General features: G+C 41.8%; 27 protein-coding genes. 26 read left to right on the forward strand and 1 reads right to left on the reverse strand.

Annotated features, from left to right (window positions below; translation table 11 throughout):
- Nucleotides 1-162: 162 nt before the first annotated feature.
- The 22 genes from I6N90_RS20270 (at nt 163) to I6N90_RS20375 (ending at nt 15,670) form a co-directional block, all read left to right on the forward strand.
- Nucleotides 163-1,350, forward strand: coding sequence for a LolA family protein (locus I6N90_RS20270; RefSeq protein WP_197937472.1), 1,188 nt, complete (start codon nt 163-165; stop codon nt 1,348-1,350).
- A 157-nt stretch (nt 1,351-1,507) separates the two neighbouring features.
- Nucleotides 1,508-2,695, forward strand: a complete 1,188-nt coding sequence (gene alr / locus I6N90_RS20275; RefSeq protein ID WP_197937473.1) for an alanine racemase — start codon at nt 1,508-1,510, stop codon at nt 2,693-2,695.
- Between the two features lie 225 nt (nt 2,696-2,920).
- Complete coding sequence (locus I6N90_RS20280; RefSeq protein ID WP_197937474.1) at nt 2,921-3,202, forward strand: CopG family ribbon-helix-helix protein; 282 nt, start codon at nt 2,921-2,923, stop codon at nt 3,200-3,202.
- A 3-nt stretch (nt 3,203-3,205) separates the two neighbouring features.
- Nucleotides 3,206-3,556 carry a type II toxin-antitoxin system PemK/MazF family toxin gene (locus I6N90_RS20285; RefSeq protein WP_197937475.1) on the forward strand — a complete coding sequence of 117 codons (351 nt, stop codon included), beginning with the start codon at nt 3,206-3,208 and terminating at the stop codon, nt 3,554-3,556.
- Between the two features lie 206 nt (nt 3,557-3,762).
- Nucleotides 3,763-4,503 carry an SAF domain-containing protein gene (locus I6N90_RS20290; protein WP_197937476.1) on the forward strand — a complete coding sequence of 247 codons (741 nt, stop codon included), beginning with the start codon at nt 3,763-3,765 and terminating at the stop codon, nt 4,501-4,503.
- Nucleotides 4,500-5,351 carry a hypothetical protein gene (locus I6N90_RS20295; protein WP_197937477.1) on the forward strand — a complete coding sequence of 284 codons (852 nt, stop codon included), beginning with the start codon at nt 4,500-4,502 and terminating at the stop codon, nt 5,349-5,351. Before I6N90_RS20290 ends, I6N90_RS20295 begins: the two co-directional genes overlap by 4 nt.
- On the forward strand, nt 5,348-6,724 hold the full coding sequence (locus I6N90_RS20300) for an ATPase, T2SS/T4P/T4SS family (RefSeq protein WP_232243190.1): 1,377 nt from the start codon (nt 5,348-5,350) through the stop codon (nt 6,722-6,724). The genes I6N90_RS20295 and I6N90_RS20300 overlap by 4 nt, the downstream gene beginning before the upstream one ends.
- Nucleotides 6,717-7,652, forward strand: a complete 936-nt coding sequence (locus I6N90_RS20305) for a type II secretion system F family protein (protein ID WP_197937478.1) — start codon at nt 6,717-6,719, stop codon at nt 7,650-7,652. Before I6N90_RS20300 ends, I6N90_RS20305 begins: the two co-directional genes overlap by 8 nt.
- A 13-nt stretch (nt 7,653-7,665) precedes the next feature.
- Nucleotides 7,666-8,556, forward strand: coding sequence for a hypothetical protein (locus I6N90_RS20310; protein WP_197937479.1), 891 nt, complete (start codon nt 7,666-7,668; stop codon nt 8,554-8,556).
- Between the two features lie 38 nt (nt 8,557-8,594).
- Entirely contained in the window at nt 8,595-8,744 is a 150-nt protein-coding gene (locus I6N90_RS20315) for a hypothetical protein (RefSeq protein ID WP_197937480.1), read from the forward strand.
- Nucleotides 8,745-8,825: 81 nt separating this feature from the next.
- Nucleotides 8,826-8,972, forward strand: coding sequence for a hypothetical protein (locus I6N90_RS20320; protein ID WP_197937481.1), 147 nt, complete (start codon nt 8,826-8,828; stop codon nt 8,970-8,972).
- Nucleotides 8,969-9,394 carry a hypothetical protein gene (locus I6N90_RS20325; RefSeq protein ID WP_197937482.1) on the forward strand — a complete coding sequence of 142 codons (426 nt, stop codon included), beginning with the start codon at nt 8,969-8,971 and terminating at the stop codon, nt 9,392-9,394. Before I6N90_RS20320 ends, I6N90_RS20325 begins: the two co-directional genes overlap by 4 nt.
- 20 nt (nt 9,395-9,414) lie before the next feature.
- Nucleotides 9,415-9,900 (forward strand): hypothetical protein, encoded by a 486-nt coding sequence (locus tag I6N90_RS20330; protein WP_197937483.1) that lies wholly within the window; start codon nt 9,415-9,417, stop codon nt 9,898-9,900.
- A gap of 55 nt (nt 9,901-9,955) precedes the next feature.
- A complete protein-coding gene (locus tag I6N90_RS20335) occupies nt 9,956-10,435 on the forward strand; it encodes a PH domain-containing protein (RefSeq protein WP_197937484.1) in 480 nt (159 codons plus the stop codon).
- Nucleotides 10,428-11,984 (forward strand): PH domain-containing protein, encoded by a 1,557-nt coding sequence (locus I6N90_RS20340; protein ID WP_197937485.1) that lies wholly within the window; start codon nt 10,428-10,430, stop codon nt 11,982-11,984. Before I6N90_RS20335 ends, I6N90_RS20340 begins: the two co-directional genes overlap by 8 nt.
- A gap of 210 nt (nt 11,985-12,194) precedes the next feature.
- On the forward strand, nt 12,195-12,737 hold the full coding sequence (gene sigY / locus I6N90_RS20345) for an RNA polymerase sigma factor SigY (protein ID WP_332262482.1): 543 nt from the start codon (nt 12,195-12,197) through the stop codon (nt 12,735-12,737).
- Entirely contained in the window at nt 12,715-13,056 is a 342-nt protein-coding gene (locus I6N90_RS20350) for a YxlC family protein (RefSeq protein ID WP_197937486.1), read from the forward strand. Before sigY ends, I6N90_RS20350 begins: the two co-directional genes overlap by 23 nt.
- Nucleotides 13,041-13,265 (forward strand): sigmaY antisigma factor component, encoded by a 225-nt coding sequence (locus I6N90_RS20355; protein ID WP_197937487.1) that lies wholly within the window; start codon nt 13,041-13,043, stop codon nt 13,263-13,265. Before I6N90_RS20350 ends, I6N90_RS20355 begins: the two co-directional genes overlap by 16 nt.
- A gap of 20 nt (nt 13,266-13,285) precedes the next feature.
- On the forward strand, nt 13,286-13,498 hold the full coding sequence (locus I6N90_RS20360; protein WP_332262483.1) for a PLD nuclease N-terminal domain-containing protein: 213 nt from the start codon (nt 13,286-13,288) through the stop codon (nt 13,496-13,498).
- Nucleotides 13,495-14,448 (forward strand): ABC transporter ATP-binding protein, encoded by a 954-nt coding sequence (locus I6N90_RS20365; RefSeq protein WP_332262484.1) that lies wholly within the window; start codon nt 13,495-13,497, stop codon nt 14,446-14,448. The genes I6N90_RS20360 and I6N90_RS20365 overlap by 4 nt, the downstream gene beginning before the upstream one ends.
- A complete protein-coding gene (locus I6N90_RS20370; protein ID WP_197937489.1) occupies nt 14,445-15,299 on the forward strand; it encodes an ABC transporter permease in 855 nt (284 codons plus the stop codon). Before I6N90_RS20365 ends, I6N90_RS20370 begins: the two co-directional genes overlap by 4 nt.
- A gap of 83 nt (nt 15,300-15,382) precedes the next feature.
- Nucleotides 15,383-15,670 carry a HesB/YadR/YfhF family protein gene (locus I6N90_RS20375; protein WP_197937490.1) on the forward strand — a complete coding sequence of 96 codons (288 nt, stop codon included), beginning with the start codon at nt 15,383-15,385 and terminating at the stop codon, nt 15,668-15,670.
- A 283-nt stretch (nt 15,671-15,953) separates the two neighbouring features.
- On the opposite strand, the gene I6N90_RS20380 is transcribed toward I6N90_RS20375, so the two are convergent.
- Nucleotides 15,954-16,832, reverse strand: coding sequence for a LysR family transcriptional regulator (locus tag I6N90_RS20380; RefSeq protein ID WP_197937491.1), 879 nt, complete (start codon nt 16,830-16,832; stop codon nt 15,954-15,956).
- 104 nt (nt 16,833-16,936) lie between these two features.
- Here I6N90_RS20380 and tkt point away from each other — a divergent pair, with 104 nt between their 5' ends.
- The 4 genes from tkt (at nt 16,937) to I6N90_RS20400 (ending at nt 21,875) form a co-directional block, all read left to right on the forward strand.
- Complete coding sequence (tkt, locus tag I6N90_RS20385; RefSeq protein WP_197937492.1) at nt 16,937-18,961, forward strand: transketolase; 2,025 nt, start codon at nt 16,937-16,939, stop codon at nt 18,959-18,961.
- 274 nt (nt 18,962-19,235) lie between these two features.
- Nucleotides 19,236-20,189: an ABC transporter permease gene (locus I6N90_RS20390; protein WP_197937493.1), complete on the forward strand. Its 954-nt coding sequence runs from the start codon at nt 19,236-19,238 to the stop codon at nt 20,187-20,189.
- Nucleotides 20,179-21,120 carry an iron chelate uptake ABC transporter family permease subunit gene (locus tag I6N90_RS20395; protein WP_197937494.1) on the forward strand — a complete coding sequence of 314 codons (942 nt, stop codon included), beginning with the start codon at nt 20,179-20,181 and terminating at the stop codon, nt 21,118-21,120. The genes I6N90_RS20390 and I6N90_RS20395 overlap by 11 nt, the downstream gene beginning before the upstream one ends.
- Nucleotides 21,117-21,875, forward strand: a complete 759-nt coding sequence (locus I6N90_RS20400) for an iron ABC transporter ATP-binding protein (protein ID WP_197937495.1) — start codon at nt 21,117-21,119, stop codon at nt 21,873-21,875. The genes I6N90_RS20395 and I6N90_RS20400 overlap by 4 nt, the downstream gene beginning before the upstream one ends.
- Nucleotides 21,876-21,888 lie beyond the last annotated feature (13 nt).

Below are 21,888 nucleotides of genomic sequence, written 5' to 3' on the forward strand. Positions count from 1 at the left end.
TTTGCATAGTATAAATGTTGATACTCATGAAGACTGAATGGTTTTCTTAAGAAACTTGATGAGCTCATACAAAGCTTGTCAAACTAGTCCGCATAAATGTCCAAGTCCCCTCATAGACATGTTATCAGCCAGTAAAAACTTGTGTGCAGAGGGGATGATCACATGCGTCGTTTGATTTGGACCGTGGCAATAATTATGTGTTTCACTTTCGTGTTGTCCGCTTGCGGTACTAAGGACGCCGAGTCCGTTGTTAAGGAACTCGACAAAGTAGCAAACAACTTGGAGAGCTATCAAGGAAGCGGGACGATGACGCTTCACACGGGCCAGCAGCCGCTGGAATATCAAGTGGAGGTATCTTATCAGCAGCCACAATACTATCGCATCAAGCTGACGAATGAAGAAAAAGATATTACTCAAATTGTGCTTCGTAACGATGAGGGCGTATTCGTATTAACACCTAAGCTAAACAAAGTGTTCCGTTTCCAAAGTGATTGGCCGCAAAATCAAGGCCAAGTTTATTTGTACCAGACACTAATCCAGAGCATTATTGTGGATGGTTCTAGATCATTTGCAGTAAATGATGATGCTTACGTCTTCGATGTAATGGCGAACTATAACAACAACTCACTTGCTCGTCAAAAGATTTGGCTGAACAAATCTGATCTCAGCCCTGTACAGGTTGAAGTTAGCGATACAAACGCATCTGTTTTAGTAGATGTAAAATTCGATACGTTCAAATTCGGACAAAAATTCGAAAGAAGCGTGTTCGAAACAGAAGCAAACATGAATGCGACGCCTTCAACAAGTGGAGAGCAAGGAAATGAGCCAACAATTGCGACACCAGAAGGTGAAGCGGGAACAGATGGGGCAGTAACGCCTGATGATAAGGCTGTAGAAGGTGATGACAGTGCTGTTGACGGTGAGGAGCAGCCTAGCGGTACTGAGGAAGAAGCAACTACTCCGGACGACGATGCATCTACAGGAGTAGATGGTGAGAAGTCGGAAGACTTTGTTGTACTAGGGCCTACATATTTCCCAGAGGGTGTATCTCAAAAGGATGCAACGGATATCGTATATAGTGGTAGCCCAGGACAAATTACACGTTATGATGGCACATACAGCTACACATTAATTCAGACTGAGCCGAAGGATCAAGCAGCATCACTAACGCCTGGACTCATTGTTGATCTTGGCATCACGATGGGAGAACTGACTTCCAGTGAAACGGATGCTCTTCAGACGCTCACTTGGACATATCATGGAAACCAATTCCGTCTCACAAGTGATAATCTTCCGGAATCGGAGATGATCAAAGTTGCTCAATCCGTACAAGGTGAGATGGATAAATAACAAGTAATAAACAAATTTACCAAAAATTTAACCGAGACGTACTAGCCATTTCTGGAGTTCAATTCATTGACAGTCCTAGCAGCAGCGTTTAACATTAACCTAACTAGTGTTTGCTGCTCGGACTGTAATGTTTTGAAATAAGGAGAAGGTGAACGTCTTGGATTCGTTTTATCGCCATACTTGGGCTGAAATATCATTAGATGCATTACAACATAATTTACAAGCCATGAGAGAAGCGCTACCGGACCAATGTTTGCTAATGGCTTCGGTCAAGGCCAATGCATACGGACATGGAGCTGTTGAAGTTGCTGAGGCGGCTGAACGGTTCGGAGTAGATTATTTGGGTGTTGCTTTTCTTGATGAAGCGTTGCAATTACGAAAAGCTGGCATTAAGTTGCCGATTCTTGTACTTGGTTTTGTTCCTGCAGAAGCGTTAGAGCTTGCTCGAAAGAATGAGATTACGATAAGTCTATTCCGCGAGGACATTAGGCAAAGTGCAGAAGTTTTGGATATACCTGAAGATGGAAATAAGCTTAAAGTTCATATTAAAATCGACTCTGGCATGGGACGATTAGGTGTTCTTGGGCATGAAGAGGCAATAGCCTTTATAGAGAAGTCTTTAAATACGCCTCAGCTTGAGGTAGAGGGACTATTTACGCATTATGCGAAAGCAGATGAGCTGGATAAAACGTATACAAAGTTGCAATACGAGCGGTTTAAGCAAATTACTGACACTGTGAATGAACGTGGCTGGTCCATTCCAATCATTCACGCAGCGAATAGTGCTGCTGGTATGGATACGCCGCATTTTGCTGGAAGCATGGTTCGATTTGGCATTGGAATGTACGGCTTATATCCTTCTGAAGAAGTGAATCGTGTTCGCATTAATCTTAAGCCAGTATTATCGTTAAAAACAACGATATCTTGGGTTAAGTCGGCGCCTCCAGGGTGGGGAATAAGTTATGGTACTCGTTATGTGACGGAGAAAGAAGAGAGAATCGGAACTCTACCAATTGGGTATGCGGATGGTTTTAGTAGAATGCTTTCTGGTAAAGCTAATGGATTGATACGTGGTATAAAAACGCCGATTTTAGGTACAATTTGTATGGATCAGTGTATGATTTCTCTTGAATCCGTTGAGCAGCAACATGGTGTCATGACTATTGAAGCTGGAGAAGAGGTTGTACTTATAGGCTCGCAGGGAGACTCTTTTATTTCTGTTGAGGAAGTAGCTGGGCAACTAGGTACGATACCCTATGAGGTTATCTGTATGTTGGCTGCTAGAGTTCCGAGACTGTATATGGAGTCCGGTAACTTACTAAAAACACGCAACCAATTGACATAGGAAAGCATTCATTGGTAATAATTACAATCCATCTTTTTGAATATAAAGCAGGGAAAATGAAAGCGATATCGAATGTAGTATGCAGCGCTCCTACATGATTTATGCTGGATTTGAATATTGCATATTTGATATACAACCAACATAGATATGTTGAAGTATAGTTATGTCATTATATTGTTATAATGTTTAATGGGCTTTTGGAAAAGTTTTGGGGGTGCGAGTTCGGTGGCCAATGTGCATAATACGAAAAGGATCATGATTAGCTTGCCTGATCAGCTCTTGGAGGAGGTCGACGGAATCGTGGCCAAAGAAAACTCCAATCGAAGCGAATTTATTCGTCAAGCTATGAAGCAGTATTTGGTTGAGCGCAAAAAACGTCAAATCCGTGAATCCATGCAGCGTGGCTATATGGAAATGGCAAAAATAAACCTGAATATGGCCTCGGAAGCGTTTCAAGCGGAGGAAGAAGCGGACCATACATTAGGTCGTCTCGTAAGCGGGGTGTAGAGCTTGATCGTAAAACGCGGAGATGTTTTTTTTGCCGATTTGTCCCCAGTCGTTGGCTCGGAGCAGGGTGGAGTCCGTCCTGTGCTTGTCATTCAGAATGACATAGGAAATCGATTCAGTCCAACCGTTATTGTTGCAGCTATTACTGCTCAAATTCAGAAAGCCAAACTGCCTACCCATGTAGAAATGGATGCTGCAGTACATGGCTTTGATCGTGATTCCGTCGTACTGCTTGAGCAGATTAGAACAATCGATAAGCAACGCTTAACTGATAAAATAACGCATCTGGACGATGAAACGATGCGTAAAGTAGATGATGCCTTGCTAATTAGCGTAGGCTTAATTGACTTTTGACTTTAATGCCTATGAAGGTATGTTTTTTTGAATAATTTATTGAATTTCAAAATAAGGATAGACAAAAAGCGACAGTATTTGCTATTATAGGCTCAAATTAGTATTTGAACTATTATATGAGCACAATAATGCGAAGAACGCAAGCAGTATGCCGAAACAAAGGCGACTGATTGCGTTCTTTTTTTGTTGCTCGGGAAGGGGTAGTGATGAGAGGAAGAAGAAACGTGTGGATGAGTGTAACGGCAGCATTGTTGTCTGCTGCACTTGTATATGGACTGTATGTTCTCCAAAGGCAGCAGCTTGAGCAGCAAGAGACGATAGAAGTGGTGGTGCCAAAACGATTTATATCTGCAGGTGAGCGTATTGAACGGAATGACTTGGAAGTGACGAGACTTTCATACGACTCCTACTCGGAAGAAATGGTTACTGACATGGGAGCTGCGGCAGGCAAGGAAGCTGCTATTCCTCTCGGAAAGGGTGAGGTCATTCTAAGTTGGAAGTTTAATGACCACCATCTGCAGCCTAGTGGGGAAGAAGCAACATTCCAAATTCCTAAAGACTATATTCGCTCTGTATCAAATGGCATTCGAGCAGGTGATCGGGTGTTGATCTATGTGTCAGGACAGATCGGTGAATCGAGACGGATATTCCAGCAATCCGTAGTTGTTGCTTCGGTGAAGAGTTCTGGCAACGTAGAAATCGATAGCTTGGAACAGTCGCACTTGTTATCTCTTGCCGAGAGCAATAAGGATGGGATGTATGTTGCTAGGCGTGATGCTAACGCGATGATCGAATATGTGAATCTTAATTTAACCGAAAAGCAATGGCTAGAGATAGATGGGTTATGCAAAAGTGGTGAAAACAAACTTGTTGTAGCGTATAGCTCCGAGTCCTTTAGTCGTTTAGATGGAACAACAGACTCCGCTAAAGAGGGGGAAGGAAAGTGAGCAGAAAGCTTGCACCTCTCATAGCGTTTATTGGTACTACACCTAATATCGGCACGACGACTGCTGCGTTTGCGACCGCTTATCGCCTTGCTGAGTGGAGTGGCAAGCCCATCGGGTATTTATGTCTACATCTGAAGAGTGCGAAGCTGCAACGTTTCATTGGAATGGATGATCCGGTAGCTTCGTTAGACAAGTTGCATCCTGAGCTGCGATCCTCAGCTTTGACTGTAGATATGCTAAGAAGCGCAACTCATGCGGTGAAAGGTCAACCGAATTTACGGGTTTTATTCGGGAACTTGAATCGGGAGCAAGCTGAGTTTTTTAGACCAGAAGAAATTGAGCATTTGTTAACGGTAGCAGAGAAGACATTCTCCGCTGTTTTTGTAGACCTTGGTGCTTACTGGGACAATGCCGCAACAATATGTGCTGTGCGAAGAGCCGATTCACGAGTCCTTGTTACAACGCCGGCCTTATCCCATTTCCAAGAGGATGGACGACGCTGGATAGGAAGGGTCTCTCCACTTTTTGAAGTTCATGTAAATCAATATGAATGTATTGTCGTTCAATATCCATGGGGAACAGGAGGTTATAGTATGAAAGAGATTAGTAAGGAGCTTGGAACTTCTCCGCTCGGAGAGTTTCGCATGACCGACACATTATTCGCGGGATTAGATAAAGGTGCTTATAACGAATGGTTAAAAGATGATCCTACGGGCAAAGCAGCAATGAAGGAACCGGCAAAAATATTAATGGAACGCCATCAGTTACAGGGGAGCTTTTCTCCAATTGTCCGTCAACCATGGTATAGGAAGCTCCTTACGCATCGGAATGGAGTGAGCTCCTCTTGACGTTAGGGCAGAATAAATTTTCTCCTGCTGATTTCGCAGCAAAAATGCGGAGTGAGACAGTAGTAACAAACAATGCTATCACTACAGAGGAATTAGTTGTAGCAGATTCTGATCAGTTCGACAGATTAGCAGATGAAATCAGAACCTATTTAAGTGCTCCAAGAGGATTAACAGAGGATGAACGAAGACAATATAGTGAGAAGCTAAATCGTGCTGTACTTGGCTTTACTGAGGAAAGAGAGCAAATACTTGCCCTAATCGAAGATCGATTGATTAGACTGAGAATTCATAATGTGAATACATCGAAACATCCATATACAAGTCTTTCTGAGGCTTTGTTCGCTGAAGTGGTAGGGCTTAATGTTCTTGAGCTTGTTTTATCGAACAAGGCAGGCTTAGAGGAAATTCAAGTTGTTGGTACACGAATATATGAGGTTCGAGGTGGTAGCCCAACCCTCTCAAATTATCGATTTGACAGCTTGAAAGAAGTGGAACGCATTCAGCAAAACTTGGTGTTATACAACAATGATCGCATAAATCCTCGTAAAAGATGGGCTGAGGTAATGTTAAGAGACGGTTCACGCGTAACGATGACAGGATTTGGCTTTACTGCTAGCCCGACACTTACGATTCGCTTCTATACAGTAAGCGGTATGAGTCTCGGGAGATTATGTGAGCAGCCTTATTATACGTTAAACCAACGCGTACTGCATATGTTAAGAACGATTTTACGTGCAAGATTCAATATTGTTATTATCGGTCCAACTAACTCTGGCAAGACGAATTTGATGAAAGCGCTTATTGCAGAAATACCTGATGAGGAGCGGATCGTTACGATTGAAGGGCGATTCGAAATGATGCTTGGTCGAGATTTCCCGAATAAAAACATCATTGAATATGAATCTTCGGAGGATGATTCTATGCATCAGTCTAGTCAAGCATTCAAGCTAGCACTCAGACAATCACCACAACGAATCATACATGCTGAGATTAGAGACGATGATGCAAACATATATGTTCGTGCATGTACAAGGGGGCATTCTGGTAGTATGACAACTGTTCATGCGAACCATCTCGAAGATGTTCCAGAAGCGATTACCGATATGTGCATGCTGGACGGAAGAGGAATGAACCCCGAAAGGCTAGCCAAAAGAATTGCGGAAAATGTAACCGAAATCGGAATTGAAATGCGCGTGTTGAATGGAAGAAGAATTATAGTTCGAATAGGTGAAATCGGATGGAGAAATGGGGAGACTTACGTAAGAGATTGGGCACGTTATGATTTGGAGGAAGAGGATTGGATCTATCCACAGGAGCCTTCTGACGATGCCAAAACAAGGCTAAAAGATGCTGGGGGAGATATAAATGAATAAGATTTCTCTTCTTGCGGCTGGCATACTACTTTTTGTTCTTCTTTATATTTGTATCTATTTCATTTTGTTTTATTGGGATGACAAACGTCGCCTCAAAAACAGGTTGACTTATCACTCTTTCCCGCGTATTAGTCCACTATTAGAACGACGATTTAAGCCGTTTAGAATACTTCATGATCATATATCAGAGTTGTTAGAAACGTTAAGGATAAAGGTAAAGGCGGATATGTTTTTGGGCATTTCAGCACTATTATTGCTCGCAGGAGTTGTACTTGGAGGTATGTTTTTTCAAACGCCGAAAGGTATGGTGTTATTCGGACTTGTTGTAGGACTTGCACCATATGTATGGCTACGGGGGCTTCTTATTCATCGGAGAATGGGAGCACAGATCGATTTTCTTCCTGCTGTAGAGTTGTTTTATCAATGTTATCTCGTAACAGGAGAAAGGCAAGTTCGAGTTGCCCTTCAAAGGACTGTAGAGGAAAAGAGGTTATTAGGCCCTATGCAGGCCGTGTTTGAACAATTATATCGCAATCTTTCCGTAAGGGGCGATGATGATGCAAGTCTTCGAATAATGGCCGCTTCGCTCGGGCATGTGTGGGCAGATTATTTCGTCAACATTATTCGCGTCTCACTGGTAGAAGGTGTATCAATCTCGGAGAGTTTGCGTGAGTTGCTTGGAGACATGAGGAAAGCAAGGCGGGCTAATGAGCAGGAACGCCATCGACTGTTAGAAATAAGAATAGCTAACTTTACTCCGCTGTTATTTCTTGGATTGTTTATCGGAATCAACTTGAAGTACAACAAAGCAAATGCTTATTTTTATTATTTGCTGGACCCACAAGGAAGAGACATGCTCCTAAATGCGCTAATTTTGATTTTTCTTTCATTTCTAATGGGACTTTGGTTATCACGAAAAAAAATGTAGGAGGTTCACTGCGATGTATGAGTGGATTTCAGCATCCATCCGAATTGGTTCGATTGCATTACAATTCGTATTTGCAGGAGCGGCAATTTTTGCATTGCTTAAGTTAATGCCAAAACGTCAGACACGATGGAAAAAACTCGCGCTTCTGGATTGGCGCACATCATCTCCACCAGTAAAGTGGCTTAAATTATTCGGAATAAAGAAGGGGCTGTCTTCTTATCAAGAGCGTGAGCTATTGTTAACAGGTTGTGGAGTAATGGCAGATCCTATGTGGTACATGCTACTTCGTAGAGCGGTCATTTTTGTTTTAACGACTGTATTACTTCTTATAGTTCTGCTTTATAAAGGTTCGTACACATCTATCATCGCGCAGCTATCGGTGGGGGTTCCGATAGTTGTTATCGCCGCTCTGAAGCTGGATCGTATGTGGCTAAGATCACTTCTCAAGATGCGATCGTTACAAATGACGAAAGAGATTTATACAATAAGCAACCAACTTCTTTATTTATCTGATTCTACACTGCATATTCACTCAAAGCTAATGCGCTGCATTCCATTTACGAAAGTGATGCGAAGCGATTTAGAATGGTTGTTAGCAGAATGGTATCACGATCCTTCACAAGCACTAAAAGGGTTCAAGCTGAGAATCGGTACTGATGATGGGATGAGCTTTGTTGAGACGATAGATGCACTAAGGCAACATGAGAGTGGTCATTATTACGAGTTACTTAGAGTAAGAATTGCGGATTATAAGGAGAAGATAGAGCTAGCCAAAGAAAGTCGTAAGGAGTCAACCTCCTATGTTCTTTTCGCTATCGCGGGTATTCCCATCTTATATACATTTCAAGTATTTATTTATCCATGGGTGATGGAAGGTCAGAAGTTATTTCAATCTTTGGGTTAACGTAATGTTGCAATTTGTGAATGAAGGGAGGTGACGGCATGCGAAACATTTTGATGACAGTGATGTTGCTAGTAGTAGTTATCGTATTGTTTAACTCCATTATCGCTCAAGATACAACGGGAACTAGTAGTCAAATCCAATCACAGGGAGATGCTGCAAACACTAGAATTAGTCAGTTGGTGCCGTAATTAATGAAGAGATAGATATAGGAGTGGAAGAGCGGAAAGGTACGAGATTATATGATGTAAGCTGTTTGGAGGTGCAATAGAATGCGTGCAATTCTTACATCTATGTTGTTAATTATTGCTGTTATTCTCATATATACGTCTGTCGCTGAGGGGGATGACGGAATGAAGAACCAAATCAACAAAGTTGGCGGGACAATGGGCGAATATATTGAAGGAATGAGTCCATGAAACAAATATTAGTGTTTGTTTTGTTCTCTGCAATGCTTTGCTGGCTTATGTTTTCACCAATTTACAAACATGTTGTCATCGTAAGGCAAGCTGTTTTACAACAAGAAGTTGACTATTTGTTAGAGGTTGGAGCAAGCGGAGCATACGGATATATAAGTAAAGATATGGAGCAGCAATCTAGTGAGCGCCTTGTTCAGTTTGGATTAAATGCGAGTTCCATACGTTATGAATATAGCACTACTAGCGGTGTTGATCCTACAGTCGCAAGCGTCCCGGTACCAAGAGGGGCGGGCATATCACTTACGATCAGCTACCCGTATGAAAATTTATTTGTCATCGACTCCTTGATTGGGATTACACCTGTCTCCGAGGATGCGAGAATGCGTGCTTATGGGATGAAGATGAGCGAATACGTCCCTTGAAGAAAGGGGGATCTTGAGCATTGTACAAGCTCGTGTTTGTCATTGCGATGATGGTCGTATGGCTAACGGTTCATTTGCTGCAAGTGGAAGAAGAAATGGCAATGAAGACACTTTTCCAAGGAAAACGAGCCATTAATAGAGCTGCGCATGCTGCAGCACAACAGATAGATAAAGTATCGTTAGCTGAAGGTATAATGAGAATTGATTCGACTTTAGCAAGCGATGAAGCATCACGTTATTTGCAAGCAAATTTATTGCTGGATGAAAGCGGGAAACCATTAGAACATTCATTTCTCGAACATCCAGTAGAAGTAGTTGTTTTTGAGATCATTAACTCAGATCGCAGTTTTCCTTTTTACTATCGAAATGATACCTATGATTTTGAAGTTACCCTACAACGACCGGGTGTTATATTAATTGCAAAGATCGTATATCCGAGAGCATTTTCAATAATGGGGCCAATAGAATGGCATATAAAGGGGGCTTCAGAGCTCGTAATGGGTTGACGGATTATTGGAAAATTGGTGTAATAGGAGGGATAGATTAGGAGGAGAGAAGTAGATGAACAGAGAACTTACAAAACGACTACATCAAGATTATTTGAAGGTGTACCGCATTACGGAACTAATCGTCAATGGAATCTTTTTATTGTTGATAATTGCTTACGTTGGTGTGGCGTTATGGCAAGATTGGACGCTCATACCTGTGTGGATTAGCACTGGACTGCTCATCATTTCACTCATAGGATTTACTTGGGTTTTTCCGCGTGTGAAATACGCTAGATTTAAGTATGAGCTTTTTGAAGAGGAATTAGAAATTGAGTCTGGCATTATTTTCACTAGCAATGTGCTCGTACCTATGGTTCGGGTGCAACACGTAGAGCTTGGAAGCGGGCCGCTTATGCGTAAGTTCGATTTGGCCAGCGTATCAGTAGTTACTGCAGCAACAACACATGTCATTGAAGGTTTAAAAAAGGATGAGGCTGAAGCATTGAAACGCCGTCTCGGCCAATTGGCAAGGGTGGATGAGCAAGATGAATGAACGTAGAACGCTGCATCCATCGTTTATTTTGTTCGGAGTGCTTTCAGTCATTCGCGGTTTTTTGCCAATCATATTAATTATGCTTTTTAAAGGGATAGAATGGTCTGAAGTTGAATGGTATTGGTTTGCTGGTATTGGAGTAGCATTTCTATTTATCGTTTTATTATGTTTTCTTCAGTGGAAAAGGTTTGGCTTCTGGATGGAAGCAGATCGATTGATCATTAGACAAGGTGTGTTGTTCCGAGAAGAGAAAACGATTTATTATAATCGGATACATTCCGTTAATGTAGAGCAACCTTTTATTCAACGTATTCTTGGTGTAGCGCAGTTAAAGATCGAAACACCTGGCGGCAATAAGAAGGCAGATGGTATTCTACATACATTGTCGATGAAAGATGCTAACCAAATAAGAGAACAACTTCGCAATTTTGCGCAAGGTATAGAAAAAAGTGCGGGTTCTGAACAGGATACAGTAGGTTCAGTCGTGTTGAATGCTGTTGATGAGCAGCAATCGATGACTTTAAATCATGTTCACAACGTAGAAGGATCATCTTCGCAGAAAGAGTCTAACGCAACTCAGTTAAAGAAAGAGTCTGAACCGCTACTAACGCTAGATGCAGGGAAATTATTTCAGGCAGCTGCGACATCGCTTAACTTTGGTTTGGCTATCGCTTTTATTGGGGGATTGTACTCCTTCGCGGATGATTTCCTTAAGCTGTTTTTACCAGATCACTTTTTTGAGGATGTTGTAGAAGATTCAACGAGCATGATGTCTAGTTCATTGCTCATTACTATAGTTGCGATTAGTGTAATATTGCTGGCATGGTTATTATCGGTTGTTCTCTACATATTGAAGTATAGCGGATATGCGATTCGTAGGGACGGCAAACAAATTTCAGTATCTTACGGTTTACTTGAGAAAAAGACAGTACTTTTTGATCCCAAAAATGTGCAAGCTGTAATCACTTCTGAGAGCTTACTGAGACAGCCTTTTGGATATGCAGAAGTTAAATTGCAAGTTGTATCTTCAGATAAACAAGAGCAACTCATGCTACATCCTTTTGTAAAAGTATCAGAAATCCAAAGTGTTCTAGATCAATTTGTACCTCAGATGGTGCAGCATAACAAAACAGATTTGGTGTTGTCACCAAGGAAGGCATTAGCCTTCTATATTCGAATTCCGTTATTAGTTGCCATGTTGCTATGTACCGGTTGTATCATTTATTTTGGGACTGTTGGAGCATGGTCGTTATTGTTGTTGCCTCTTATTGTTTTGTGGAGAATTAGCTGTCATCGGACAGCGGGATTGCTGCTTAAGGGCGATCAGCTAACGTTGCGGAAACGATTTATTAATCGTACAACGTATTATGTAAGAAAACCTCGAATCGTAACGATGAAGGTGAAGCGCTCCATAGCACAACGGAAAAGAGGTATTATTTCACTATCGGTTCATGTGTTAGGTAGTGCACTCTCCTACAACTTATCGTATATGAATGAAAAGGATGTAGAACCGATTTGGAGATGGTTTAGCCGTCGCAGCGCTAATTAGACTATGAATATATGATGCTATGAGAAGCAATGGCTAAGTGTTGAAAAACATGTGAGCCATTGCTTTTTTTAATGTATTTGTAAATAACTAAAAGATATGTAAAATAATAATTTAAAATAATTGGCGGAACGAATGAACGAAAAGAAATACATAATCGTCTTATTACTAAGAAGTCATAGAAGCAAGCTAAGTGAAAGGAGTAAGTGCGCAGTGCAAGATGAGACAATGCTTGTGAAAAGAGCGATAAAAGGCGATACCCATTCGTTGTCGGAATTATTGCGGAAACATTATTCCTTCCTATATCAATACTCACTTAAGCTAACGATGAACAAGGTCAAAGCAGAAGATATAACACAGGAGACGATGCTTAAGGCAATCGAGAAAATTAGCACATTTCAAGCAGAGTCGAAATTTACTACTTGGCTTATATCTATTGCTTCGAGGTTAGTGATAGATCGTGCAAGACGAAGTGAGCGGGAGAATAGATGGCTGCAAGAGGAAGGTGAGCTTCGTTCATTACGTTTTGAAGCATTAATTCGAATGAACGATTGGCCTGATGCGCTTCAAGCACTTGGTGAACTAGAAGAGCGGCAGCGTATGGCGGTATTACTCAAATATTATTACGGTTACTCACAAGAAGAGATAGCAAATATGTTGGATGTGCCCCTCGGGACGGTTAAATCGCGACTTCATGCGGGAATAAAGCAATTAAGAAAGGAGCTGACTGCAAGTGAAGAAGAACAAAGTTCTTGATGAAGATCAGCTATGGTTTCAGAAACAAGTAAGAGTCGATTTGGAAAAGTTAGATGCTGCATTTGAGCCGGAGATGCCTTCATTGGATGAGATAGAATCATTAGTTACTAAACATAAGCAAGAAATTCGTAGAAGGTTGTGGAAGGAGCTAGCGCTTTTCTGGCTAGTCGCGATATTTCTTTTGTTCGGAATGATGTGGATGCTTGAAAGTAATTGGATATGGTTCATGGCGTTACAAGCCGTCGTTGGTGTAGGTGCACTTTGGTACATCGTTGCCTCGTACCAACGGAAAGGAGGGCGAACATGGAGGAACAACTAGCCCGATCAGTTTGGTTTTGGTTGTTGCTTGCTTCTATTCTTATCTCCCAATCAACATGGTTGTTTCTAGATGCTCGGAAGCGAGGCAGTAACTATTGGTTTTGGGGAATATGGGGGCTGATCCATGTCCCAACACCTCTTGTTGTATATTGGATTGTCGTTAGAAGCGGGTGGATTAAACGGAAGAAAAAAGATGACTTTGAAAAATAATTAAATTGAAAGAGGTGCTAATGATGGAAGAAAGCTTTGAAATAAGTAAAGTGCTCGCAATCGTGGCTCCCATAATCGTTATACAGTTTATTTTAATGATCATTGCCTTGATCTTATGTGTGAAGGCTGAACAAACGAGAGGGCCTAAATTCATGTGGGTGCTTATCATTTTGTTAATACAATTATTTGGCCCAATCGCATTTTTCATATTCGGACGGAGGAATGAAAAGTGACTGAGCTGCTTGAAGTAAAAGGACTGACTAAATCCTTCGGATTGATGCAAGCTGTTAATGGAATCAATCTCTCTATTGCAGAAGGGAGTTGTGTTGCTTTGCTTGGTCCTAATGGAGCAGGGAAAACGACGACGATTCGTATGTTGACGGGATTATTGAAACCGACAGCAGGCAGTATCATTTTTCAGCATTTAAAAAAGGGAGAAGATCCGAAGACACTGCTTGGTTATTTGCCCCAGTCTCCAGCTTTTCATCCATGGATGAGTGGATATGAATATATGGTTTATGCAGGTGAGCTATGTGGTTTGAGGGGCAGCGAGGCGAAGAAGCGTGCAAAGGAGCTAATGGAGCGAGTTGGATTAGGAAATGCCGCGAAGAGGCGTATAGGTGGTTATTCTGGTGGAATGAAACAACGATTGGGGTTAGCACAAGCACTAGTTCATCGGCCTAAACTTCTTATATTGGATGAGCCTGTATCTGCTCTTGATCCAATTGGTAGACGTGAGGTATTGCATTTGTTACAGGAATTGAAGAAGGAAACGAGTGTGTTGTTTTCTACTCATGTATTACATGATGCAGAAGAGTTATGTGATGATGTTGTGATCATTAGTAAGGGGAGTATAGCGCTTCAAGGTTCATTGGCATCTATTCGTCATGAACACCGTAAACCAATGATTGAACTTAGCTTCGAAGCTGATCCAAAGTCATTGGCGTGGTCAGAAGCGTTTAGGAGGCGAGTAAATTTGCTGAGAGAAGATGCATCCATGCAACTCCCTCCAATCGAAACGGTAGAAAAGCATGGCGATGAACTGCGAATCATTGTGAATAATATCGATGCGGCTAGGCAATTTTTATTGGAAGAGATGACGAAGGAAAGATTGAAAATAAATAAGCTATCGATTGGTCACTCCTCACTTGAAGATTTATTTATGAAGGTGGTAGGCCAATGACAAGATCGAATGTGAATGAGAGGGGATTTTTGCCTAGTGGGTCAGAAGTTTGGAAGCCAACTTCTATCGCGACGAGATTTCTAGTTTTACTACGAAAAGAACTGTTAGAGCTGTTGCGGAGTTATAAACTAATATGGGTTCCGCTCGTATTTATTATTTTAGGTATTATGCAACCAGTTACGAATTATTACATGCCCGTCATTCTTGAGAAGGCAGGAAACATGCCAGTTGGGACAATTATTGAAATTCCGAAGATGAGCGGCGTGCAGGTGTTAACGGGAACATTATCGCAATTTGGAACGATAGGTTCACTTATTCTCGTACTCGCCTTTATGGGTATTGTGTCTGGTGAGCGAAACAGTGGCGCAGCTTCTATGATATTGGTAAAGCCGATCACGTTTGGAGCTTATATTACTTCCAAATGGACGAGCATGCTCATCATGTCATGGGGTTCATTGTTCGCGGGCTACTCTGCTTCATGGTACTATACGTGGCAACTGTTTGAATGGGTAGATGTTAAACCATTTATGACTAGTTATGTATTGTACAGCCTTTGGTTTTCATTCGTATTGACGATAGCATTGTTGTTTAGCTCAATGCTACGAAGTGCAGCAGGAGCAGCATTTACAACACTAGGTATCTCCATCTTATTGTCTCTGCTTGCTGGGTTGTTACCAAAATTTTTAGGATCGAGTCCTGGAGCATTATCAGGTTATGCATATGAAGCAGTAAGTGGAAGTATATCTAATAGTAGCGGATTGGGCTGGACGATAGGCATAACGTTAGTGTTTATCATATTATCGCTTATGTGTTCAGTTACGCTATTAAGGCGCACCCCAGCACTAGATTAATGCCAGCAATAAAGTTGCTTTAGATTTTATCGTCTCAGAGGTTATAATAGAATAACCATACATCAAGTGAGGAGCTGAGAGCGATGAGTTTAGTGGTAGAACAAGCGGCAGCGCGTTGGTACAAAGAGCAAATGGGGTTAACGGATGGCGATAACCTGCGGATCTTCGTAAGGCTCGGCGGTTGTGGGAGTTATCACTCCGGATTATCTCTTGGCATTACGAAGGATGAACCAAGAAGTCCGGGGCTTAACCAAACGGTAGAAGGAATTACTTTCTACATGGAAAATGATAATCTTTGGTATGTAGATAATAAAGGTCTTCGAATTTCGTTCGATGAAAAAAACGAAGAAATTTTGATGAATGTTGAATAAAAATGTAACGAAAGGGTTCGTCTCGGAAGTGAGACGGACCCTTTTGAATTTGTGTGAGCTAGCTATTAGGTCATCGGCATGCGATAACATATAAGTGTATTTCTACGCTTAAAAATGCTCTATGACGTTCCTATCTACGAAAATAAGTACATTTATCCACTTAAAACGAAAAAAATTGGCCAAAAGCTTTAAAACAAATGTATATTTGCGCCTAGAGTGAGAGCGCTTAGAGCACTTAGAATCGGTGATCATGGTCAGCCCTTAGCTCGTTGAGTATTAAATGCTACAAATCAAGCTGATCAACAAACGAAAGGGCTGCTTTCGATAGTGGCATTTGCTTCAGCGTTATTATGGCTACTTGAGTTGGCGGTAATTGCCGATCAAGTTTTATCTCGAATAGTTCACCATTTTCTAACTCCTTGGTAACAAACTCTTTTGTGACGAAGGAAATACCGAGTCCTTTTTTGGCAAATTCGATTAGCAGATCGACACTCCCAAGTTCGAATTCCGGTTCCAATGCATAACCTTGCTCATGGAATAGCTTTGTAATAGCTGTACGGGAATGGCTTGTACGTGAGAACATGACGATAGGATGCGCCAATAATTGTTCCAAGGTAAGTGTTTTACCCTTTAAATAATCGTACTTTGGCCCCCCGACAAAAATATCCTGCAGCGATATGCCTTCCTGAACTTCCAGCTGTGCATCGGCAATCGGCATACGTGCAATGCCAAGATCGATCTTGCCTTCTTTCAAATAAGCGACAATTTCTGGCGTTGTGCCATGAAGTAAATGAACTTGAACGGATGGATGCTGCTGATGGAACGTTTCTAAGTAAGGGAGCAAATAATGTTTGAACAAGGAGTCGCTACCCCCGATTCGCAGCTCGCCCCCTTCCAAGTTTTTTAGCTCTTCCATCTTCATCTCCGCCATATTTAAATAATTGAAAGCAGGCTCTACATAAGAAAATAGCATTTTCCCTTCGCTGGTTAACTCAACTCCTCGCGAGCCTCTTGCAAACAACGTTGTAGAAAATGATTGTTCTAATTGTTTTATGGCATGGCTTACGCTAGGTTGTGTAATGTACAGGGCTTTAGCTGCTTGAGTTAGACTTCCAGTTTTGGCAGCCCAATAAAAGACGCGATATAGTTCGTAATTGATCATAGACCCTCTCTATGGCTGATAGCCGTATTATTAATTAGTTATATGGATGCTGACCCTATTATACTGGATGTAGTTCGATCAAACCAGTAATGGGGGATGAGATTATGACAACAACAATTGAAAATTTAAGTATTAATGCGATAAGAACGTTAACGATTGATGCAGTAGAAAAAGCAGCGATGGGGCATCCAGGTATGCCGATGGGTGCAGCTCCAATGGGTTATGCACTATGGACAAATGCTATGAAACATAATCCTAAAGATCCTAGTTGGTTCAACCGCGATCGCTTCGTTTTGTCTGCTGGACATGGCTCCATGCTTCTATATAGCTTGCTTCATTTGAGTGGTTACGATCTTACGATGGATGATATTAAACAATTCCGCCAATGGGGAAGCCGTACACCTGGGCATCCAGAGTTTGGACATACAGCTGGCGTAGAAGCAACAACTGGACCGCTTGGTCAAGGCTTGTCGATGGCAGTTGGTATGGCAATGGCTGAAGCGCATCTCGCATCTGTATTTAACCGTGATGATGCTTCTATCATTGACCACCACACGTTTGTTATATGCGGAGACGGTGATTTGATGGAGGGTGTAGCTTTAGAGTCCATCTCATTAGCAGGTCACTTGAAGCTAGGTAAACTCGTTGTTCTCTATGATTCAAATGATATTTCACTTGATGGCGAGCTTGGCATGTCGTTCTCCGAAGATGTTGCTGCTAAATTTGGTGCTTGCGGCTGGCATTACTTGCGTGTAGACGATCAGAACGATGTAGCTGCAATTTCAGCTGCAATTGCTAGTGCAAAAGAAGAAACAGGTCGCCCAACATTGATTGAAGTAAAAACAACGATCGGCTTTGGTAGCCCAAATAAAGCAGGTAAAGGTGGCCATGGTGGTACTCACGGATCGCCACTTGGTAAAGAAGAGTTGAAGCTGACGAAGGAAGCTCTTGGCTGGCCGCTTGAGCCTGACTTCTTCGTACCAGATGAAGTGTACACGCATTTCGAGAAGGTTCAAGAGCAAGGACAGCAACATCAACAAGCATGGAACGAGCAACTTGATGCGTACCGTAAGTCTTACCCAGAACTTGCTGCTCAGCTTGAACAAGCAATTAGCGGCGAATTGCCTGAAGGATGGGAAGCAAGTCTGCCTTCCTTTAATGAAGAAGATGCTGCCGTGTCCACTCGTGTAGCTTCAGGTCAATCCATCAATGCACTAGCAGAAAGCATGCCTTTACTTATTGGCGGTTCAGCGGATCTTGCTAGCTCCAACATGACGGCAATGACGAAGTACTCTGCATTCAGCAACAGCAACTACGGTGGTCGTAACCTTTGGTTCGGAGTACGTGAATTCGCTATGGGTGCAGCACTAAACGGTATGATGCTTCATGGTGGTGTTAAAGTTTATGGAGGAACGTTCCTAGTATTTAGTGATTATTTGCGCGGAGCTATTCGTCTTTCTTCCCTGATGAAACTGCCAGTTGTTTATGTATTCACTCATGACAGCATCGCAGTAGGCGAAGATGGCCCGACACATCAACCAATCGAGCAAATTCCATCGATGCGTCTAATTCCTAACTTAACGTTGTTCCGTCCGGCTGATGCAAACGAGACAGCTGCTGCTTGGGGACATGCTCTTGCTGCTAAGGAAGGTCCATTTGTCCTTGCACTTTCGAGACAAAATCTTCCGGTATTGCCTAACACAAAAGAGCTCGCAAGCGAAGGCGTTTCTAATGGTGGATATGTTCTTTCAGAAACGGCTCAAGGTGCTGATGGAGCGAAACTTGATATTCAATTGGTTGCTACAGGCTCCGAAGTTAGTCTAGCTATGGAAGTAAAAGCTATTCTTGAGAGCGAAGGCAAACGAGTTCGTGTTATTAGTATGCCAAGCAAAGAGTTGTTTGAAATGCAGTCAGAGGAATATCGTAAAGCTGTAGTTGATCCTTCAGTTAAAGCAAATGTAGCTATTGAGATGGCTCACCCAAGTGGCTGGGAATCAATTGTAGGTAGCGATGGCTTGCTCATTGGTATCACACAGTTTGGTGCATCAGCGAAAGCCAATAAAGTTCTTGAAGAATACGGTTTTACAGCTGATCGCGTTGCAGCTCGTATTCGTGCGAAGTTTCTATAATTAGTTAAGGAGGAACCTTTGAGGTAGCGTCAAGCTGCCTCAAAGGTTCCCTTCACTTTTTCGACACATAATTGTAGTGATTGTTGATTTTAAACTGAATTAACATTAATAGGTTTGACGATCACTTAGGATAGTGGCATAATAAGTGTGCTTGTGATAATCATTATCACTGAAGATCAGTGTGTAATTTATCAAAGCCTATTTTTTTGACTGTTGAATGAGAATGATTATCTTTCTGATTGTTATGAAAACAGATGTGATTTGAGGTAAAGACATGAGGTTATGGATTCTGATAGTAGCATTAGTGGTATTATCGGTCGTTTCGCTTTTTATAGGAGTAAAAGATATTTCGCCACTTGATCTATTCAGTATGACTGAAGAACAGTGGCAAGTGATGTCGATCAGCCGAATTCCACGGTTGGTAAGTATTCTTATCGCGGGTGTGAGCATGAGTATTGCAGGGCTAATCATGCAGCAGCTGAGTCGCAACAAATTTGTCTCGCCAACAACAGCAGGCACCGATGAAGCTGCAAAGCTCGGTATTCTTGTATCGATGTTGTTGTTTGCCTCCGTAAGTACGATGACAAAGATGCTTATCGCATTTGTGTTTGCACTAGCGGGAACTTTTATATTTATGAAGTTTCTTGACCGCTTAAAATTCAAGGATGCGATCTTTATCCCACTTGTTGGGCTAATGTTCGGGAATGTGATCAATGCTGTGACAACCTTTTTTGCCTACAAAAACGACTTGATACAAAATATTTCTGCGTGGATGCAGGGAAGCTTTGGTTCGGTTATGTCGGGTAGATATGAATTGATATACTTAAGCATTCCACTATTGATTGTCGCTTTCTTATATGCAAACAAGTTCACCATTGCTGGGATGGGTGAGGAGTTTTCAGTTAATCTCGGATTAAATCATAAGGTTGTCGTTAATATTGGTTTAGTTATCGTCGCATTAGTATCTGTTGTTGTTATCTTAACAATTGGTACAATTCCGTTTCTAGGGCTTGTCATTCCGAATATCGTTACACTTTATATGGGAGACAATTTAAGGAAAAGCCTGATTCATACAGCGGTGCTAGGAGCTGTTTTCGTTCTAGCTTGCGACATATTGGGCAGGGTCATTATTTACCCGTATGAGATTCCTATTGGACTCACTATTGGCGTAATCGGAAGCATCTTGTTTATGTACTTGCTATTGAGGAGAAGAGCATATGAAGCTTAAACTTACCCTGCTCGCCGTCGTAGCCATTGCAGTCATCACCGCATTTATATTCATGGATCTCCCGCATAACTGGGATTATGCATTACCGAAACGGATCAAAAAGATACTCGCTATTATATTAACCGGTGGAGCTATTGCCTACGCGACGTTGATTTTTCAGACGATGACGAATAACCGGATATTGACACCGAGTATTATCGGTCTAGATTCGTTGTATATGCTCATTCAGACCTTCGTCATTTTCATCTTCGGATCAATGAGTATTACAAATACAAACAAAGAACTTAACTTTGTCATTACGGTTGGAATTATGATCCTATTTGTAGGTCTGCTTTATAGACTTATATTTAAGCGAGAAGGGAAAAACTTGTTTTTCCTGCTTCTAATCGGTCTCGTTATGGGAACGTTGTTCGGAAGTCTGTCGACCTTTATGCAAGTGATGATTGATCCGAATGAGTTTATGGCTCTTCAACAGAAAATGTTCGCAAGCTTTAATAACGTGAATACGGATTTGCTCCTATTCGCATCCATTCTGATTGGGTTAACTTTATTATACGGATTACGCTTCACAAAATATTTAGACGCCATGTCATTAGGCAAGGAGCATGCGGTTAATCTAGGTATTCCTTATGATTACGTCGTGAAAAGCTTGCTCGTTATTGTTGCTATTTTGATTGCGATTTCTACTGCGTTGGTTGGTCCGATTACGTTCTTAGGCTTGTTAGTTGTAAATTTGGCCTATCAATTCATGAACACATATCGCCACAGCATCCTCATACCTGGGGCAATTCTGATCAGCGTTATAGCATTGGTCGGCGGGCAACTTATTGTGGAGCGAGTGTTTACTTTCGAAACGACAGTGAGCGTCATCATCAACTTTATCGGCGGAGCCTATTTCTTATATTTGCTGCTAAGGGAGAGTAAGTCATGATTGAGGTTAAAAATATTTCTAAAGCATATGGCGGAAAGCCCGTTGTGGAAAATGTATCGGTCAACATCCGCAAAGGCTGTGTAACGACCTTCATCGGACCAAACGGTGCAGGAAAGAGTACTTTGCTTTCCATCATTAGTCGTTTGCTTACTAGGGACAGCGGACAAGTATTGATAGATGGCAAAGAAATTACCGAGTGGAAAAGCACTGAACTTGCAAAGAAAATATCGATTTTGAAACAATCAAATCATATTAATCTCCGCCTAACAGTGAGAGAACTTGTAAGTTTTGGACGCTTCCCGTATTCGCAAGGCAAGCTGACCAAAGAAGATTGGGCAAAGGTTGATGAAGCGATCGCGTATATGGATCTTGCGGACATTCAACATAAGTTTTTGGATCAGCTAAGTGGTGGTCAGAACCAACGAGCCTTTATTGCGATGGTCATTGCTCAGAATACTGAGTACATTTTGCTCGATGAACCTCTCAACAACTTGGATATGAAGCATTCGGTGCAAATTATGAAGGTGCTCCGCAGATTGGTTGAGGAGCTAGGAAAGACAGTCATTATCGTTATTCACGATATTAATTTCGCATCATGTTATTCCGATTATATTGTGGCGCTAAAGGACGGGAAGGTCGTTAAAGAAGGACGTACAGAGACGATCATCGATAGCGCCGTGCTGAAAGACATTTACGATATGGACATTCCAATTGAATTAATTAACGGTAATCGAATTGGTGTCTATTTCAAATAAAAAGAGATATAGG

It is taken from the genome of Paenibacillus sp. GSMTC-2017 (genome assembly GCF_016019935.1).
GTDB lineage: Bacteria > Bacillota > Bacilli > Paenibacillales > Paenibacillaceae > Pristimantibacillus.

Bases quoted from the DNA above. Each gene is read 5' to 3' on its own strand.
- I6N90_RS20270 (WP_197937472.1), top strand. From the start codon at position 163: ATGCGTCGTTTGATTTGGACCGTGGCAATAATTATGTGTTTCACTTTC.
- I6N90_RS20355 (WP_197937487.1), top strand. From the start codon at position 13,041: ATGGAGGAACAACTAGCCCGATCAGTTTGGTTTTGGTTGTTGCTTGCT.
- I6N90_RS20290 (WP_197937476.1), top strand. From the start codon at position 3,763: ATGAGAGGAAGAAGAAACGTGTGGATGAGTGTAACGGCAGCATTGTTG.
- I6N90_RS20340 (WP_197937485.1), top strand. From the start codon at position 10,428: ATGAATGAACGTAGAACGCTGCATCCATCGTTTATTTTGTTCGGAGTG.
- I6N90_RS20370 (WP_197937489.1), top strand. From the start codon at position 14,445: ATGACAAGATCGAATGTGAATGAGAGGGGATTTTTGCCTAGTGGGTCA.
- I6N90_RS20400 (WP_197937495.1), top strand. From the start codon at position 21,117: ATGATTGAGGTTAAAAATATTTCTAAAGCATATGGCGGAAAGCCCGTT.
- I6N90_RS20325 (WP_197937482.1), top strand. From the start codon at position 8,969: ATGAAACAAATATTAGTGTTTGTTTTGTTCTCTGCAATGCTTTGCTGG.
- I6N90_RS20380 (WP_197937491.1), bottom strand. From the start codon at position 16,832: ATGATCAATTACGAACTATATCGCGTCTTTTATTGGGCTGCCAAAACT.
- I6N90_RS20360 (WP_332262483.1), top strand. From the start codon at position 13,286: ATGATGGAAGAAAGCTTTGAAATAAGTAAAGTGCTCGCAATCGTGGCT.
- I6N90_RS20375 (WP_197937490.1), top strand. From the start codon at position 15,383: ATGAGTTTAGTGGTAGAACAAGCGGCAGCGCGTTGGTACAAAGAGCAA.
- I6N90_RS20390 (WP_197937493.1), top strand. From the start codon at position 19,236: ATGAGGTTATGGATTCTGATAGTAGCATTAGTGGTATTATCGGTCGTT.
- I6N90_RS20320 (WP_197937481.1), top strand. From the start codon at position 8,826: ATGCGTGCAATTCTTACATCTATGTTGTTAATTATTGCTGTTATTCTC.
- I6N90_RS20305 (WP_197937478.1), top strand. From the start codon at position 6,717: ATGAATAAGATTTCTCTTCTTGCGGCTGGCATACTACTTTTTGTTCTT.
- I6N90_RS20335 (WP_197937484.1), top strand. From the start codon at position 9,956: ATGAACAGAGAACTTACAAAACGACTACATCAAGATTATTTGAAGGTG.
- I6N90_RS20310 (WP_197937479.1), top strand. From the start codon at position 7,666: ATGTATGAGTGGATTTCAGCATCCATCCGAATTGGTTCGATTGCATTA.
- I6N90_RS20395 (WP_197937494.1), top strand. From the start codon at position 20,179: ATGAAGCTTAAACTTACCCTGCTCGCCGTCGTAGCCATTGCAGTCATC.
- tkt (WP_197937492.1), top strand. From the start codon at position 16,937: ATGACAACAACAATTGAAAATTTAAGTATTAATGCGATAAGAACGTTA.
- I6N90_RS20315 (WP_197937480.1), top strand. From the start codon at position 8,595: ATGCGAAACATTTTGATGACAGTGATGTTGCTAGTAGTAGTTATCGTA.